A 15891-nucleotide genomic window follows, 5' to 3' on the forward strand; every position below is an offset into this window, starting at 1 on the left:
AGAAGGAATCCTTTTAATCGGGCAATTTAAAACTGTTTATGTTTAACTTTGCACCTATTTTGTGAGCGCATGCGTATCCACTAAAAGCAACTGCATTTAGGCCTTGGCCAGGGAAGCAAGAATCCCCTACACAATATAGGTTTTGAATTTTTGTAGTGTTGAAAGGCATTGGCAAAAGTCCAAGCAACTTTTTACTGGGAATTGGCCCATAACTACCTTCATATCTTCCAAGAAACTTTTTATGAGTTTTGGGAGTACCAATTTCTTTGTGATCAATATTTTGTTCAAGATTAGGAAGAATAGTTGATATTTTTTCAACAAGAAAAGAAAAATATTTTTCTTTCTTTTGCATATATTCTTTCCTTGATAGGCCTTCCCATTCACTCATCAATGAAGGAGTAAATGCATGTAAAATATGTTTACCTTCTGGAGCCAAAGACGAGTCAAGCAAAGTAGGTATAGAAACAAAAATAACTCCCTTTTCGCTTTCTAATTCATCCCAATTTTCAACGATTATATGATGACAATTAAAATTATCTGGTATTAGATTTTTTTCTACTCCAAGGTGAATCGAAACAAAAGAAGGTGAGGGTTTATAAGTTTCTGACCACTTATATTCACTTTTTGGCACGTTTTTACTAGAAATTAATCCTTTAGTATTATCTTTTAATCCAAATGTATCCCATCTAGTGGAGTTGGATACAATAATATCTGAATATATTTCTTCCCCATTTGAGAGCTTAACTCCTACCGCTTTATCATCCTTTAAGAGGATTTCAGTCACATTGGCTTTATATCTAACTTTTCCTCCTAATTTTTCAATCCCAGAAACAAACTTCTCTGCTATCGTTCCAACTCCCCCTTTTGGATAATTTATCCCCCCCGCATGCCTATCTGTAAATACCATTCCCGCATTAATCATAGGGGTTTTTAGAGCTGGCATTACAGACCAACAAAAACATTCGATATCAATAAATTTTAAAAGTTCTGGATCTTTTATAAACTTTCTCGCAACATCTCCTGCATTTGCAGGTAGCCATCTAGCTAACCCTAAACAGGATAATGGAGATTTAAAGAAAACTTTAAAAAGATAATTTGGATCCTCTATTGATAAAAGAGGCATTGAATCTAAACATTTAAATACACTTGCACAAGTATCATAGAATTTCTTGATACCTTTTTTTTCCTTGGGAAAAATAGCTGATAATTTGCTTATAAATTGCTCATAATTTTTATCTACAGAAATATTTAAGTTATTTGGCAAGTGATATTCCAGTTGAACAGGATCGGGAATAGTTTCGCATTTTTCATTCACATCTTTCAAAGCACGAGTTAATAAATTGGTATAACCTTTCTCTCCAAATCCAAAAATCATTGAAGCCCCGACGTCAAAGGTATAGCCTTTTCTCTTAAATGAGCCTCCACTCCCGCCTGGAATAATATATTTTTCAAGAACTAATACTTGAGCTCCCTTAGCCGCCAATTGTGAAGCAGTTACTAATCCTCCAATTCCTGAGCCAATAATAATTGCATCGAAGTTTTCCTTATTTAATTCCATTTTTTGGATCTTTGATAATTAATCTTAGTAAATTTTGCTAAGTAAGTGGTCTTTATCAAAACAAGAATCTAGTTGATTTTTAAAGTCATTCAAGGCTTCTGTAGATCTTTCTTGATAAGCTTTGTACCTTAATCTTTTATCTTTTATTCTTTTAATTAGCTCTGGAACTAAACCAAATGAAGCGGGCATTGGTTGGAATTTATTCTTTTGCTGATTAGATAATATTTGATTTTTGTTACTGATAAAATTCATTAGAGAACCAATCATTGATTGATCAGGGAAACTTACTGTTTTTTTACCCTTAGCTAATAAGGATGCATTTATTCCTGCAAGCAAGCCCCCTGCTGCTGCTGCTGCATAACCTTCGGTACCCGTTATTTGGCCTGCAGCAAAAAGGTTTTCTCTTTTCAAAAATTGTAATGTCGGTAAAAGTAATTTTGGAGATTCTAAAAAAGTATTTCTATGCATTACTCCAAAACGTACAAACTCAGCCTTTTCTAAACCAGGAATCAACCTAAATATTCTTTTTTGCTCAGACCATTTGAGGTTAGTTTGAAAACCTACCATATTTAGCAATTTTCCTTCTAAATCTTCTTTCCTTAATTGGACAACTGCATGAGGTCGCTTTTTTAATCTATTTTCCCTATCAAATAAATCTCCCCATTTTGGATTCCACAAACCAATTGATTTTAGTGGTCCGTACCTCATTGTATCAACTCCTCTTCTAGCAATTTCTTCAATTGGTAAACAAGCTTCAAAGAAATTAGCTGATTCTTTCTCAAAGTCTTTTAAATTAACTTGTTCACCTTTTATTAGTTCATTTCTGAAATTGATATAATCATTTTTTCCCATAGGGCAATTAAAATATGCAGGATCTCCTTTGTCATATCTACTAGCTTTAAATACAATCTCTTGATCAATAGTATCTCCATAAATAATAGGACTAGCGGCATCAAAAAAATGACACGCATCTATACCTGTAAAAGCTTGAATTTTATAGGATAATTCATCTGCAGTTAATGGACCAGTTGCAAGGATAGTTATATTTTCTTTGCTTGGCAAATCTAATTGTTCAAATCTCTTAATTTCAATTAAAGGATGATTAGATAAAGCTTCAGTCAAAGCAATACTGAATTTAGATCTATCAACCGCCAAAGCGCCTCCAGCTGGAACAGCAAATTTATCTGCTGTTTGAACTATCAATGAATTAAAAATTCTAAGTTCTTTTTGTAATAAACCGGCAGCTCTATCAGGGCTTAGAGCTCCAAAGCTATTACTACAAACCAATTCTCCAAATTCACTTGTATGATGAGCTGGAGTTGATTTAATAGGCCTCATCTCAACTAATTTAACTGGAACACCAGAACTTGCAACTTGCCAAGCTGCTTCTGATCCTGCGAGACCAGCTCCAATAATTATTACTTGTTTATATGACAAATTGGATTAATCCTTGCCCAAAAAGTCCCTATTGAATTGCTCTCTTGCTGGTTTTTGTATGTTGAATATGACCCAAGCTAAAGCCGCAATAATGGGTGCAAAAACTACGATTGTTCTGAGCATTTTAGAAATCTTATTATTTATTAGATTATTTTAACTTTTAACTGTAAATTTAGAGAGAAATTTTAATTTTTTATTTCATTAGTTAAGAATTGTTTTTCTATTGTTCAACTTGAGATAAAAAGTTGTTTTTTTTACCTTAAAAAGGGATAATTTCATATGTACTCAATTTTACAAAATGGGTCGCTAGCTCAGCGGTAGAGCATCCGGCTTTTAACCGGCTGGTCCTGAGTTCGAATCTCAGGCGACCCACATTTTTAATTGAGTTCATCTTTTTAAAAGTAAAAGACAATAGATCTTAAATTTTGATTATTTCTTAATTGAGATATGTTGCTTTTTAATGATCTCGAGATAAATTTCAAGCAAATTCGTGGATAAACAAATCTAGGATGTACATTAGGGTTCTCAAAATATAAAGCATTTTTAAAACTCATAAAGCTGTGAAGAAAATACAGAATACTATTTATTTTCATTAATAACTTCAATTAACTTATTACGAAAATATTAAAATTCTTTTTTTTCAATGATTACTGGACAAACCAAATAAATTGACACGTTTTTGCAACAAGAATGTAAAATCTAGGCATAATTTTTGCTTAATATTGAAATCTCTCAAAAAAACTAAAAAATTACTTTACAAAGCTTAATATACCTGTTACAATAATTCATATACATTTTACATTTTTATCATGACACCTGAAGCAGAACGTTTTAATGGTTGGGCAGCAATGTTAGGTTTCGTTGCAGCAGTAGGCGCATATGTAACTACTGGACAAATCATACCTGGTTGGTTTTAAATTCTATTCATAAAGAATTTAGAAATATCAATTATTAGCATCAATTATTTGATCTATCCTAATTGAATTACCAAAAACTAATTTTCTTCAAGTTATTTACGAATCATAATTTTACTTTGATTCCAAATGCTTGAAGATTTTTTTTTCAAATTTATACTATTTAATATTTAATTCATACTCAAGGAAAACTAGCTTATAGTCAAAAAAACTAACAAAAGGCTGTTTTACCTTTTTACATTTTTTGGTACTGATATTAGATTAAGGTTTATTTGGCTGAAAAGTTCCCTGTTTTTTCAGGTATGTATAATTCGACTTTTTTTAATATATTTACTAACTCATAGTTTTTTTTCTATATTGTCCAAACATGTAGAACATAATAAGTGTCCTTTTTTACTCCAAAAAGTTTTTGTTGATCTTTCTATATCCTTTCTACATATCAAACATTTAAAAATTGGAGTCATTTAATTATCAATTTCAAAAATAGGTTTCTCTATAAACATTACTGTTTTAAATAAATTATATAAATACTAAAATTTAAAGCAACACAAAAAATCAAAAGTATCATTTTTATCTAAAACTTATGATCTTTTGATAATAATTACTTAAATTAATTAAAAAAAAAAGATCTGCTTTATAGCAGATCTTTCTTTGTGTGTAGTTTTTCTAATCTAAGTTATTAGAAAGAGAATGATGCTTTAACAGCTACGCCTGTGTCATCAGTAGTATCTTCTACGATAAATACACCAGGTGTAATAGTCATGCCATCATTTACTGGATAAGAGTAAGATGCTTCATAGATCATTTTCTCAGACTCAGTATCTTTAAAGAGTCCTGTAGTTGCAGCAGCAACGTTTACTGTACCAGGGCCAACGTCAGAGAAAGTTAAACCAACGAAGTATCCAGTTTTATCATCTGAACCATCATCTTGAGTTTCGTAACCAACACTTAAGTCTGCTAAATCAAAACTGTAGTAACCTTGGAAACCCCAAGTTGTTGTCTCAGCGCCTGTTCCACCATCATCAGTAGAATATCCAACAGCTAATCCGTAAGTGTCTGTTGTATAAGCAGCATTAAGACCGTATATGTCAGATGAATCACCTAAGATTTCATCTTCAGGAGAAGAAATTCCACCAGCTACTGAGAAACCATTATCAAATGCATAACTTATAGATGCTGTAACAGCTTTACCAGTTACACCTAGAGAATTACCTGTTCCACAGTCGTCTGGGGTGTAATCAGTAAATGCACTGTAAAGACAAGCTCCTGTAAATGAAGCACTGATGTCAGTTGCATCACCAACGATCATTGTTGCTCCACCAACAGGGAATGTGTAAGTTACACCATCAACATTTAATTTAGTTCCTTCGTCGAAGCCCATTGCTTTACTTAGAACTGATGCTGCTGAATTACCACTGTCAATAGTAATATCTAGTGAATCTTCACCTGTAAAACTTGTTGATAAACCAATGTTGAATTGGTAGTCAAGACTTGTTGTTTCGCTAGTTGCACCGTCGATAGCACCTAAAACAGCATCAACGCTGAAGGATGCAGAAGTTGTTTCTGAGAAACTGCCATCATGACTATGATCATCAACTAAACCTTCTCCACCTGCAAGTAAAGAGTCATGATTTAGTTCATCATTTACAAAAGCATTGGCTAGATCAATATGCTCTAGATCAGAGTATTTTGAGATATTATTTAGGTCTGCCTCGCCAGCAAACGTAGATAATGGAGCTAGTAGACCAATAGTTGCTGGAGCTACTAACAAGCTTTTAAAAAGCTTCATAAAATTCCTCACACAATTTAAGGTATTTTAAAGGTAATCTATTTGCCAAGAATTTACAACCTCCAGTAGACAAAATCCGAGCCGGTTATTACTAAAACACTCTCTTCACCTAGAAATCTTTTCTGCAAGAAGTTTATTTGTTTTAATAATTTCTATTGCAGGTTCCAAAAGTTCCTTATATTCTTTCCAAATTCCTATAGAAGAAGAATAAAATTTCTTTCTTATTTGAGCGCTACTTGCGGTGTGTACATTTCTTTTGTTTTGATGGGGAGAAAGATATTTTTCGTCCCAATCCCAACCAAGCCAATTTATTATCCTAGGTATTACATTATTGGGATTTTCAATTAAGTCTTCATAGTAATAATCATAAATATTTACACCATATTTAATTTTATATTCCTCCATAGTTTCAAAATAGTGTTTATATAAACAAGAAATATCAGATAAAGAGAAAGAGAATGACTGATTTAAAAAGTTTGCTCTATAAATGGATAAAATATTATCGAGAGGGTTTCTTATGCAATTTATTATTTTTGCTTTAGGAAAAAAATTAGAAATAATGGCAATATACATATAATTAAATAAACTTTTATCGGTGTAAAAGGTAGCGGATTTAAATTGATTAATAACTTTTTTTTCATATAAATCATATATTTCTTCAAAATCTTTAGCTTCCTTGATGGATTCCTCTAAAAAGCTAACCTCGCCCATATCAGTTACTTCAGAATTTAAACTTAATATGTTTTCCAGTAAAGTACTTCCTGATCTTGGCATGCCAACAATAAAGACATAATTAGAAGAATTCTTCAAATATTTATTTTTTGATTTTTTGATTTTTAGTGATCTATAAGATTCAGTATGTTTAATCTTCAAACTTGAGTCAGATTTTTTATACTTCATGCCTTCGTCATTGGCGATTTTTAGATATTTTGCACTTTCTTTAAATTTTCCTTGTTTGTGCAGCAAATTTGAGATTGCAAAAGCTGCGTATATCTTTGAGTTTGGATTAAGATTCTCAAGTTTAGTATTTAATAAAAAATCTAATTCATTTTTATGATTCTTAAAATCATAAATCCCAGATAATTCATAAAAACTATTGAAGTCAAATTTATTTCTAGAAATAATAAATAAGTTAGTCTCAATAGCAAGTTTAAGCTGTCCTGAATTTCTATAGAAACTTGCTAAATTTTTATAAAAAGGCATGAAATTGGGAGATAGGTTTATTCCCTTTTTTAGTATTTGTATACTTTTACTTAATTGATTCTTATCCTTATACAGAATACTTAAATTTAAATAAGCCAATTCCAATCCTTGATATTTTTTGGTCAATTTTAAAAGAATTGTTTCTGCTTCTTCGTACTTCCTTTTTTTTAGGAATGCATTGGCTAGAAGAATATTTATTCTTATTTCTTTATTTTTATCTTTTTTAATTCTATTTTTATTATTTAGATTTTCCAAGATATACAATGCTTCATCAATATTGAATTTATTGATATAAATCTCAGACTTTAAAAGTTTATAAATATCATTATTTATCGATACTTTAATAGCTTTATCTATATAATCTAGTGCATAATCAAAGTTTCTCAATGTAAAGTACAAAAGAGAAAGATTATAAAGTAAATCTCCATGATTAGGATTAATTTTTATTGCCTTTTGCAGTACCCTTTCTGCATCATTGAATTTGTTCTCAATTTTTAATATTTCAGCTAATAAAATATAAGAATTAATTGATGATGAGAATTTATTAATTAGATTGAGAAATACTCTTTTTGCTAAATTAAAATTTTTTAAATCTCTACAAAACAACCCATAAGCGTAAAGTAAATCAAAAGAATCATTATTTGATTTTAATAACTCTTGAAATATCTGATTTGCCTCTAAAGAGTTCCCTGCTTTATGTTTTATTTTTGCTTCTTCAATTTTTTTTAATAAGTCAATTTTTTTCAATATATTTAAATTTTTTATACATTATAGTTAATGAAAGTATTAAAAAAAAATATTAATTTTAGAAATTAAAAAAAAAAGATCTGCTTTATAGCAGATCTTTCTTTGTGTGTAGTTTTTCTAATCTAAGTTATTAGAAAGAGAATGATGCTTTAACAGCTACGCCTGTGTCATCAGTAGTATCTTCTACGATAAATACACCAGGTGTAATAGTCATGCCATCATTTACTGGATAAGAGTAAGATGCTTCATAGATCATTTTCTCAGACTCAGTATCTTTAAAGAGTCCTGTAGTTGCAGCAGCAACGTTTACTGTACCAGGGCCAACGTCAGAGAAAGTTAAACCAACGAAGTATCCAGTTTTATCATCTGAACCATCATCTTGAGTTTCGTAACCAACACTTAAGTCTGCTAAATCAAAACTGTAGTAACCTTGGAAACCCCAAGTTGTTGTCTCAGCGCCTGTTCCACCATCATCAGTAGAATATCCAACAGCTAATCCGTAAGTGTCTGTTGTATAAGCAGCATTAAGACCGTATATGTCAGATGAATCACCTAAGATTTCATCTTCAGGAGAAGAAATTCCACCAGCTACTGAGAAACCATTATCAAATGCATAACTTATAGATGCTGTAACAGCTTTACCAGTTACACCTAGAGAATTACCTGTTCCACAGTCGTCTGGGGTGTAATCAGTAAATGCACTGTAAAGACAAGCTCCTGTAAATGAAGCACTGATGTCAGTTGCATCACCAACGATCATTGTTGCTCCACCAACAGGGAATGTGTAAGTTACACCATCAACATTTAATTTAGTTCCTTCGTCGAAGCCCATTGCTTTACTTAGAACTGATGCTGCTGAATTACCACTGTCAATAGTAATATCTAGTGAATCTTCACCTGTAAAACTTGTTGATAAACCAATGTTGAATTGGTAGTCAAGACTTGTTGTTTCGCTAGTTGCACCGTCGATAGCACCTAAAACAGCATCAACGCTGAAGGATGCAGAAGTTGTTTCTGAGAAACTGCCAGCTTCGAAGTTGTTTAGTCTAGCTTCTAAACCGTCTACACGGCTATTTGTAACTGCAATTTCTTCTGCAGCATTGAAGTCGTTAATAGTGACTTCATTCGCAGTTGCCGCCATAGGCGCAAGAAGGCCTAATGATGCAGGAGCAACTAATAAGCTCTTAAAAAGCTTCATAAATTTCCTCACACGAAATTTAAAGTACACCTCAAGATAGTGTATTTGGGTATACGAAATCAAGTATTAACTGCTACATAATGAAAAAAAGTGCCACTTTTTTTAGTTGCACAATCAAAATTACTAAATTATTTTATCAAGATTTCGTTATTTGCGATGAAATAACAAAAGGATTAATTTTATATTTTTTTCGAAATTTTAAAAGTAACTTTCTCTGTTTTATATTTTTTCTTTTTTCTATTATCAATTGAATCAACGTACCACCCAGAGGCCAACCTAGTGTCAATTTCCTCGTAGCTTTCTTTTTGATTAATTTTATTTAGGGATTTCTTTTTATAATCCATAAACCTTCAAAGTTTTTTTATTTAATAGAAAAAATATAGCATTTAAATAACATTTGAGCTTTAGATTAGTTTGGTAAATAATTTTTATTAGCATTTTGAAAATTATTTTCTTATGGAGCTTTACTTTCCTGAAATCTTTAGAAAAAAGAAAAAAAGACTTTTATTTCCCTCAACAAAAAAAATAATTAGTTATATTTTTTAAAAATTAAATACCTGAGGAGCACAAGGTCAAATGACTCATCTAAATCTTTTTGTAAATTCACTACCAAGAGATCTATTAGAATTTGTTTTTTTTCTTGCAGTTGGTTTTACAGCTGGATCTGTTGGAATCATATAAATTCAAATAACAAGGTTTCTAAATTCAATCTCTCAAATTTTTACTAAAAACTAAAAATTTTCTACTTGATAGACAAATTACTAAAGCTCACTAATAGATACTTTTTTTAAAATTCCACTTTTGTGATTCTATAAGGTAACTATTGAGTGTACTGGAAAATCCAACTTAGATTTGCCTTTTAAACTCTTCAATTCAACAACAGTTATTAATCCCAATATTTTCTTCTTTTGATCACGAATCAACCTTGATACAGATTTAACTGTTCCTCCTGTAGCTAATAAATCATCTACGATTACAAAAGAATTAAATTTTTTCAGGGCATTAACTTGTATTGAAAGAGAATTTTTCCCATATTCCAAATCATATTCTCTTGTTAATAACTGTCCTGGTAGTTTCCCAGGTTTACGTGCCACAATCATAGGTTTAGATGATTCTAGAGCAACTGCTGAACCAAAAATAAATCCCCTCGCATCTATGGAAATTATTGCTTCAGCTTTTTTTAGGAATTGATTTGAAGACATTTTTAAAATTATGTCCTGAAAAATATCTGGATATTGAAGAATTTCGAGAACGTCCTTAAATTCAATCCCTTTTTTTGGAAAATCCTTATAAGTGAGAATCAAATCTTCTAATTTTTTCATACTTCAAATTCTCAAAAGCAATTCAGATGGATATCCTTATGGATTTCAATTCACATTTTTAATATGTCGTAAATTAAAAACATTTCAAAGCGAACTAATAAGTAATATCTTGATTTGGATAAACTAATTTATAGGATCAATGAAACTATTTTAATTCTGAAAAAAGTAACTAAAATCATTTTTAGCCTGAAAATTGCTTTTTTATAAATATTTTTGAAATTAAGGCTTCTATAGATTTCTGTTATGAACTAAGATCTTGTGAGCGGGGCGGGGCGCAGCTTGATAGCTCGAGTGCTTTAGAGCATCCCTTTTTATTAACGAGAACGATTGCATCAACTGACTTTCTTACTTTTATTACAAACCAAAAAGCGAGGGAAAGCGACAAAATTTTAGTAGCGCGGGTGCCTCTAAAATAATTTGCGAATCCTAATAAAATCAGTATTTTTTTTCAAATCATTTGCAATATAAAAACAGACAAATATGGAGAATTTTTTTTTTGAACAAACTTTCAAAAACATTATTAATAACATTTTTAGGATTATTTTCTATAAATCCAAGTTATGCATTTGATGTTTTTTCCCTTGAGTCTGATACCACAAATAATGTGCTGAAGGTTTATGGGGTGGATTTAATAACTAAAGAAAAGACATTATTAACTGAAAAAAATTTAGGCGGATCAGATCCTTCTTCAGCGGGAAGAAACTCTTACGTAAATCCAAATTCCGGGGAGCTTGTAATAATTACCAATGAAAGTGGTCAAGAAGCTTATAACTGGAAAACAAATACTTGGAGAACAATTGATGAAAGTTTATTCCCCAATGCTCCTCATATTTTACAAGTACCCTCTGCGAGTGGTAATGGTTCATTAGAAGTTTATAGTCTTGGAGAAAAAACATTTCACGTCCAAACAACCTCATCACAAAAAAAATTATGGGGGACCAACTCAGATGGGAAAGTCGTCCCAATAAACATAACGAACGGGAGTAAATTATTAATAGATGGCAGAGATGTAGAGCAATCAATTAATAATGTGGGAGCGTTAAGTGCCGCTCTTACAGGTTTACCGACTATTCCTACCGAAACCAACCATGCTTGTGGATTAGGGACAGGAACTCATGGAGGTGATTTTGCATTTTCAGGTGGTTGTGCATCTAAAGTCAATGAAAAACTGTCAATTAATTATGCCGCATCTATGACTATTCCTGGTCAAGATTACGCAGGTGATTTTGAAGATACTTTTTCCGCAAGAGCAGGATTTGTTTGGAAGTTAGGTAAATCATTGAAACCAACTCAAATAGGTTTGAAAGATAAGGCAATTATTGATGAAAAAATATCAATTCTTGAAAAAGATAATGAGATTTTAAAAGCTAAAAATGATGAGATAATTTCTCAAAATCAAAAACTTTTATCGAGATTAATGAAATTAGAAAATATAGCTTTAAATTTTCAATCAAAGCCAGAGATAATTTCTGCCGCCACCAAAGACTAATTTCTAGTGACAAAACACATATTTTTTTAGTGACAAAATAGTGATATAACTCATTTTCAAGCCTCAAAAATGATTTTTTATAAAAAATTTAGAGATTTAGTCTTTTATAGATGACTGTTATGAACTAAGATCTTATGAGCGGGGCGTGGCGCAGCTTGGTAGCGCGGGTGCTTTGGGAGCACTAGGTCGCAGGTTCGAATCCTGTCGCCCCGACTCTAATAATCCAAGTCATAGATAGGTTCCCCAGCCTGTCTTTTTTATTGGGTAAAATTTGTCCACGTCTTAAGTGGACAGATAGTGGACAAATTACCATCCAAATATATTCATAAAAAATCTTATTTTCTAAAATTTATGATTCTAAATTTTAAAAATACTAATAATATGTATAAATAAGAACCTGAATTGTTATTCTTAAAGATATTTTATTGACAAAAAAATTCTTCACATTTATAAAGCGCGGTCAATCTAAGAATTTAATTTATATAGTAATAATTTCTATTTTTTCTGGTTATAGTTTTCAAAAGACGATAGCTGCGAACAATGAAACTAACATCACCGTTGGTCTAACATGCGGAATAATAGGTTGGAATAATGGAAAATGGGAGGAGCTTTCTTTAAATAGTGGACACTTAGATGCTCCTTGGTATACAGGTAAAAAAGGAGGGAATAGTTGGACAGAAAATGAAAATAATAAAGCTTCAAGGATATGGTCTGATAAATATTTTGAACAAAATTCCATCAATTGGGTAAGATTTGCATATTTTTCAGATGAAGTTACCCAACCCACAAGAACGATGGTTCGTCATCATAGATGGAAAAATTCTACTTCTAGTCAATTTACTTGGACTGATGATAATAGAGCTCAAAATTGGGCACAGTATATAGGCAACTGCTCAACTGAGAATGGTATACCTGATGTTGGCATTCCAAATGAAGATATTGAGTTGTTGGCAAAAAATATAGTCTTAGAAGTATCAAATACTAGAGAAAACAACTATAAAATGGCACTAAACTTTTTACCGAAAAGTTTATTTGCGACAGGAGGAAAAGCTATTCAGGCTTATCAAAACGACCTCGTAACTGCAGTTAAAAAGAAATCAAAAAATAATAAAAAAGAAAAGGTTTCAATATGGACGTCAATATTTAGTGGAAATAACTCACCTTTTGATTTCAATACTAATAATTTTGGAGAATATGGGAATTGGAAAAGTGATCATAATGGTTTTCTTATTGGTCTAACTAATGAAGTTGGTTCAAATAAATTTATTTCTATATTTGGAAATAATGGTTCTGTTAAAGTCGATTTCCTCGATCAAGGAGGAGGAACATATAAACCTAAAGGGAATGGTTTTGGAATTGTAATTGGTAAAGAATCAGAAAAAAATTATTCGCATTTTCTTTTTAGTAATACTAGCTTTAGTGGAAAACACAATCGCGGACTTATTCCGGTTGGTGACTTTGCTGGTGGATCTGCGAGCGGGAATAAAAGCATAACTTCTTATGTTTTTGATCTAACAATTGGCAAGAGAAAAGAGGTAAATGGATTTCTCATTAATCCTGAAATAAGTGGCACCTGGAATCAAAATATAGATCATGAATGGAAAGAGTCAGGAGGTGATCCATTTAATCTTCAGTACAACGAATACAAAGATAATTTTCTTCTCACAGAAATCTCGATTGCCATATCAAAAAAGGCTAAAGTTTATGAGAAATTCATATTAACTCCAACAATTAAAGCTGGATGGATTGTTGATTGGGATTTAAATAATAAGCCAGCAACAATTACTAATCTCGAAAATAGCCAAACAATAACTATTAAACCTGATGAACAAAACCAGCAAGGAATATTAATAGAGAGTTCCATAAAACTAGGTCCAACGAAAGATAGTGAGTCTAAGCTTGAGGCTGAAGTTTCATATGGAATAAAACTTTGGGAATCAAACCAAAAGTTTTCTGATTGGAGAGCCGCAATAGGAGTGTCTTATTTTTTCGATTAATAAAAGATTATCATTTTTTAAAAAATATTATTTTTTTTGATCTAGTTAAGGACCTCATGAAATTTAAAACTATAAGTCCTCAATAATCCCATAAGTCACAAAATCATTAATTTCATTAACATCCACAATATTCCTAGATATCAATAATTGAGGAATAAAAATGCAAGAAATAATCAATGAGGTAAAAGTTAATCCATAAACGTTTGGCTTGAGAATTAATTCCTTAAGCCTTTTATGTAAAGAATTAGATTTAATGTTTTTTACTTCTTGTTTATAAGAAAGTGCATTCTCAATCATTTGATTAAGACGTTCCTTTTGTAATTTAGACATCCAAAAATTCCTCCAAAATATTTTTTGGCAAAATAGTTTTTAACTTTTTGCGAGCGCGAATAATGAGGCTTTCAGTTGCCTTGTCACTTTTTTTTAAGATCCTAGACACTTCTCTCTGTTTATAGCCAGAAAAGTAATGTAGCAAAATGGCTTCTCCCTGATCTTGAGGAAGTTTTTGAATATTTTTTAAAAGCATTTTTCTCAATTCACTAGTTGTATAGTTGTTATTTATTATTTCTAAGTTGGAATAATTATCTTTAAATTCTTCAGCACTTTTATATCTTCTAAAAAAGTCAATGCAAGTTGAAAAAACGATTTTATGAATATACCCTTCTACACTTCCTTTATTTACCCAATTAGGAGCTGATTGCCATACTTTAATTAAAGAAATTTGTACTACATCTTCTGCATCCTCAGAATGCGATGAACCTAAAATCTTAATTGCTGTGGCATGCATTTTGTATCCTAAAGAATTTGCAATGAATCGGAAAGCTGCCTTATCACCCTTTGCGACTTTGAGCATATAAGCACTAAGGTCTGTAGACATTCTTTAATTCCCTTCATTTCTAAATTTATATATCCTTTTTTTCATTTCTTGCTTAACTGCTCGTAGTTCTTTTTTTGATAACTTGCCATCAGCATTCTTATCAAAATTCAAAAATAGTTTATCTATACGATCACGATGAGCTTCTATCATCTCGCCTTTAGAAAGAAGTCCATCTCCATTCTTATCGATCTTTTGAAATCGCTTGCGCATCTTAATAAAACTATTTTTCTCAAAAGTTGGATTGGAATAAGAAGGTAATGCGATAAAAAAGGCTAATGCCAAAATTAAAAATGAAAAATTTTTCATAAAGGTTTTAAATGTCTCTAAATTATTAACGCAGAAATCAATAAAAATCCTTCGCATAAATATATAAAGTGGACAAATAGTGGACAAATATTGTTTGAATTGTCAGGACAAACTACGCAGAACTAAGCAAAAAAATAGATATAGCTTGAAACGCTAGTGCTTGCAATGGGGTGGGAAGTGCTTTGGGAGCACTAGGTCGCAGGTTCGAATCCTGTCGCCCCGACTCTTAAAAACCAAGTCATACTAGAGAGTTACCCAAACTCTCTTTTTTTATGTTTATGTCTCAAAGTGAGAAAGGGGAGCTGTAGGGGGAGCTCATAGGATGTACTTTGATGTATTTAGTGCCTAGAAATAGCTCCTGAAGATACTTGTTTTCTTCCACCCCTCATCCAGTAGTTGTTTGTATTCCTTCCGAGCTGCTTCGATAGTTTCAACTCTGCTTCCTTTCATAACTGGTTTACTAGCTCGCTTATAAACACATCCATAACTAATCATCATTGCATCAATACTAGGACTAGGCTTCGATACATCTTCAAATGGTTCAAATACTTTTATCCTATTTCTTTCATTATTTATAAGAATAAATCTCTCCATTACTTGCCTTTAGATAAAAGATAATTTAAAAAAATACCTCCTGAAACTAATAAACATCCCATAGCAACAAATCCAAGTAAATCTATTAATGATTTATCAGTATTTATTTTTAAAAAAGTTAAAGCAAAAGCTATTGGAGGGAATAATAATATTGCTTTTGGAATGAGCGCCTGATTCCATTTCTTTATATTTGTATCTTCTTCGTTTAGCTCTTGATACATCTTTTCCAGTTTTTTTCTTTCTTCTTCCATTAAATAAGCAATAACCACATAATTGCTCCCATACTAAAAATTAAGCTCCACCCTTGCGAGTTAATTTTCACTGATAAATATCGAGTAATTTTATATAAATTCCTAACAGTACTAATATTGCTAAACCTCCTCCAATAAGTATATTTGGTTGATTATTCCAAAGATTAGTTAAATATTCCATAAAAAAATTACTCATTATACATAAAGTA

At 31.4% G+C, this 15891-nt stretch carries 16 protein-coding genes and 2 tRNA genes; 5 read left to right on the forward strand and 13 right to left on the reverse strand.

Features of this window, described 5'->3' with window-relative positions; translation table 11 throughout:
* Nucleotides 1-13: 13 nt before the first annotated feature.
* From crtH to A9601_RS18345, 3 genes are read right to left on the reverse strand one after another with little or no spacing between them, the layout of a single operon-like run.
* Nucleotides 14-1558, reverse strand: a complete 1545-nt coding sequence (crtH, locus tag A9601_RS14925) for a carotenoid isomerase (protein WP_011818652.1) — start codon at nucleotides 1556-1558, stop codon at nucleotides 14-16.
* A 24-nt stretch (nucleotides 1559-1582) separates the two neighbouring features.
* Nucleotides 1583-2995 carry a methylenetetrahydrofolate--tRNA-(uracil(54)-C(5))-methyltransferase (FADH(2)-oxidizing) TrmFO gene (gene trmFO, locus A9601_RS14930; RefSeq protein WP_011818653.1) on the reverse strand — a complete coding sequence of 471 codons (1413 nt, stop codon included), beginning with the start codon at nucleotides 2993-2995 and terminating at the stop codon, nucleotides 1583-1585.
* A 6-nt stretch (nucleotides 2996-3001) separates the two neighbouring features.
* Complete coding sequence (locus tag A9601_RS18345) at nucleotides 3002-3118, reverse strand: photosystem II protein Y (protein ID WP_011818654.1); 117 nt, start codon at nucleotides 3116-3118, stop codon at nucleotides 3002-3004.
* A 177-nt stretch (nucleotides 3119-3295) separates the two neighbouring features.
* Here A9601_RS18345 and A9601_RS14935 point away from each other — a divergent pair.
* Both A9601_RS14935 and A9601_RS14940 read left to right on the forward strand, forming a co-directional pair.
* Nucleotides 3296-3367, forward strand: a tRNA-Lys gene (locus tag A9601_RS14935).
* Between the two features lie 437 nt (nucleotides 3368-3804).
* The gene (locus A9601_RS14940) at nucleotides 3805-3912 is read left to right on the forward strand and encodes a high light inducible protein (RefSeq protein WP_011132751.1); all 108 of its coding nucleotides are present in this window, start codon (nucleotides 3805-3807) and stop codon (nucleotides 3910-3912) included.
* Nucleotides 3913-4588: 676 nt separating this feature from the next.
* Here A9601_RS14940 and A9601_RS14945 read toward each other — a convergent pair.
* The 5 genes from A9601_RS14945 to A9601_RS14960 form a co-directional block, all read right to left on the reverse strand.
* Nucleotides 4589-5698, reverse strand: a complete 1110-nt coding sequence (locus tag A9601_RS14945) for a porin (protein ID WP_011818655.1) — start codon at nucleotides 5696-5698, stop codon at nucleotides 4589-4591.
* A gap of 105 nt (nucleotides 5699-5803) precedes the next feature.
* Nucleotides 5804-7648, reverse strand: a complete 1845-nt coding sequence (locus A9601_RS14950) for a tetratricopeptide repeat-containing sulfotransferase family protein (protein ID WP_011818656.1) — start codon at nucleotides 7646-7648, stop codon at nucleotides 5804-5806.
* Nucleotides 7649-7778: 130 nt separating this feature from the next.
* Nucleotides 7779-8846: a porin gene (locus A9601_RS14955; RefSeq protein WP_011818657.1), complete on the reverse strand. Its 1068-nt coding sequence runs from the start codon at nucleotides 8844-8846 to the stop codon at nucleotides 7779-7781.
* A gap of 179 nt (nucleotides 8847-9025) precedes the next feature.
* The gene (locus A9601_RS18690; protein ID WP_011818658.1) at nucleotides 9026-9190 is read right to left on the reverse strand and encodes a hypothetical protein; all 165 of its coding nucleotides are present in this window, start codon (nucleotides 9188-9190) and stop codon (nucleotides 9026-9028) included.
* 465 nt (nucleotides 9191-9655) lie between these two features.
* Nucleotides 9656-10168 (reverse strand): adenine phosphoribosyltransferase, encoded by a 513-nt coding sequence (locus tag A9601_RS14960; RefSeq protein ID WP_011818660.1) that lies wholly within the window; start codon nucleotides 10166-10168, stop codon nucleotides 9656-9658.
* Nucleotides 10169-10664: 496 nt separating this feature from the next.
* Here A9601_RS14960 and A9601_RS14965 point away from each other — a divergent pair, with 496 nt between their 5' ends.
* The 3 genes from A9601_RS14965 (at nucleotide 10665) to A9601_RS14975 (ending at nucleotide 13654) form a co-directional block, all read left to right on the forward strand.
* Nucleotides 10665-11657 carry a YadA C-terminal domain-containing protein gene (locus A9601_RS14965; protein WP_011818661.1) on the forward strand — a complete coding sequence of 331 codons (993 nt, stop codon included), beginning with the start codon at nucleotides 10665-10667 and terminating at the stop codon, nucleotides 11655-11657.
* Between the two features lie 139 nt (nucleotides 11658-11796).
* Nucleotides 11797-11870, forward strand: a tRNA-Pro gene (locus tag A9601_RS14970).
* A 212-nt stretch (nucleotides 11871-12082) separates the two neighbouring features.
* On the forward strand, nucleotides 12083-13654 hold the full coding sequence (locus A9601_RS14975; protein ID WP_011818662.1) for an autotransporter outer membrane beta-barrel domain-containing protein: 1572 nt from the start codon (nucleotides 12083-12085) through the stop codon (nucleotides 13652-13654).
* Between the two features lie 69 nt (nucleotides 13655-13723).
* On the opposite strand, the gene A9601_RS14980 is transcribed toward A9601_RS14975, so the two are convergent.
* The 5 genes from A9601_RS14980 to A9601_RS15000 all read right to left on the reverse strand — a co-directional run bounded on the left by A9601_RS14980 (nucleotide 13724) and on the right by A9601_RS15000 (nucleotide 15682).
* Nucleotides 13724-13984 carry a hypothetical protein gene (locus A9601_RS14980; RefSeq protein ID WP_011818663.1) on the reverse strand — a complete coding sequence of 87 codons (261 nt, stop codon included), beginning with the start codon at nucleotides 13982-13984 and terminating at the stop codon, nucleotides 13724-13726.
* Nucleotides 13977-14531 carry an RNA polymerase sigma factor gene (locus tag A9601_RS14985; protein ID WP_011818664.1) on the reverse strand — a complete coding sequence of 185 codons (555 nt, stop codon included), beginning with the start codon at nucleotides 14529-14531 and terminating at the stop codon, nucleotides 13977-13979. Before A9601_RS14985 ends, A9601_RS14980 begins: the two co-directional genes overlap by 8 nt.
* A gap of 3 nt (nucleotides 14532-14534) precedes the next feature.
* Nucleotides 14535-14837, reverse strand: a complete 303-nt coding sequence (locus tag A9601_RS14990) for an EF-hand domain-containing protein (protein WP_041484543.1) — start codon at nucleotides 14835-14837, stop codon at nucleotides 14535-14537.
* A gap of 345 nt (nucleotides 14838-15182) precedes the next feature.
* On the reverse strand, nucleotides 15183-15431 hold the full coding sequence (locus tag A9601_RS14995; protein WP_011818666.1) for a DUF1651 domain-containing protein: 249 nt from the start codon (nucleotides 15429-15431) through the stop codon (nucleotides 15183-15185).
* On the reverse strand, nucleotides 15431-15682 hold the full coding sequence (locus A9601_RS15000) for a hypothetical protein (RefSeq protein ID WP_032520423.1): 252 nt from the start codon (nucleotides 15680-15682) through the stop codon (nucleotides 15431-15433). Before A9601_RS15000 ends, A9601_RS14995 begins: the two co-directional genes overlap by 1 nt.
* Between the last annotated feature and the right edge of the window lie 209 nt (nucleotides 15683-15891).

The sequence above is a fragment of the Prochlorococcus marinus str. AS9601 genome (assembly GCF_000015645.1).
In the GTDB taxonomy this organism is placed as follows: domain Bacteria; phylum Cyanobacteriota; class Cyanobacteriia; order PCC-6307; family Cyanobiaceae; genus Prochlorococcus_A; species Prochlorococcus_A marinus_O.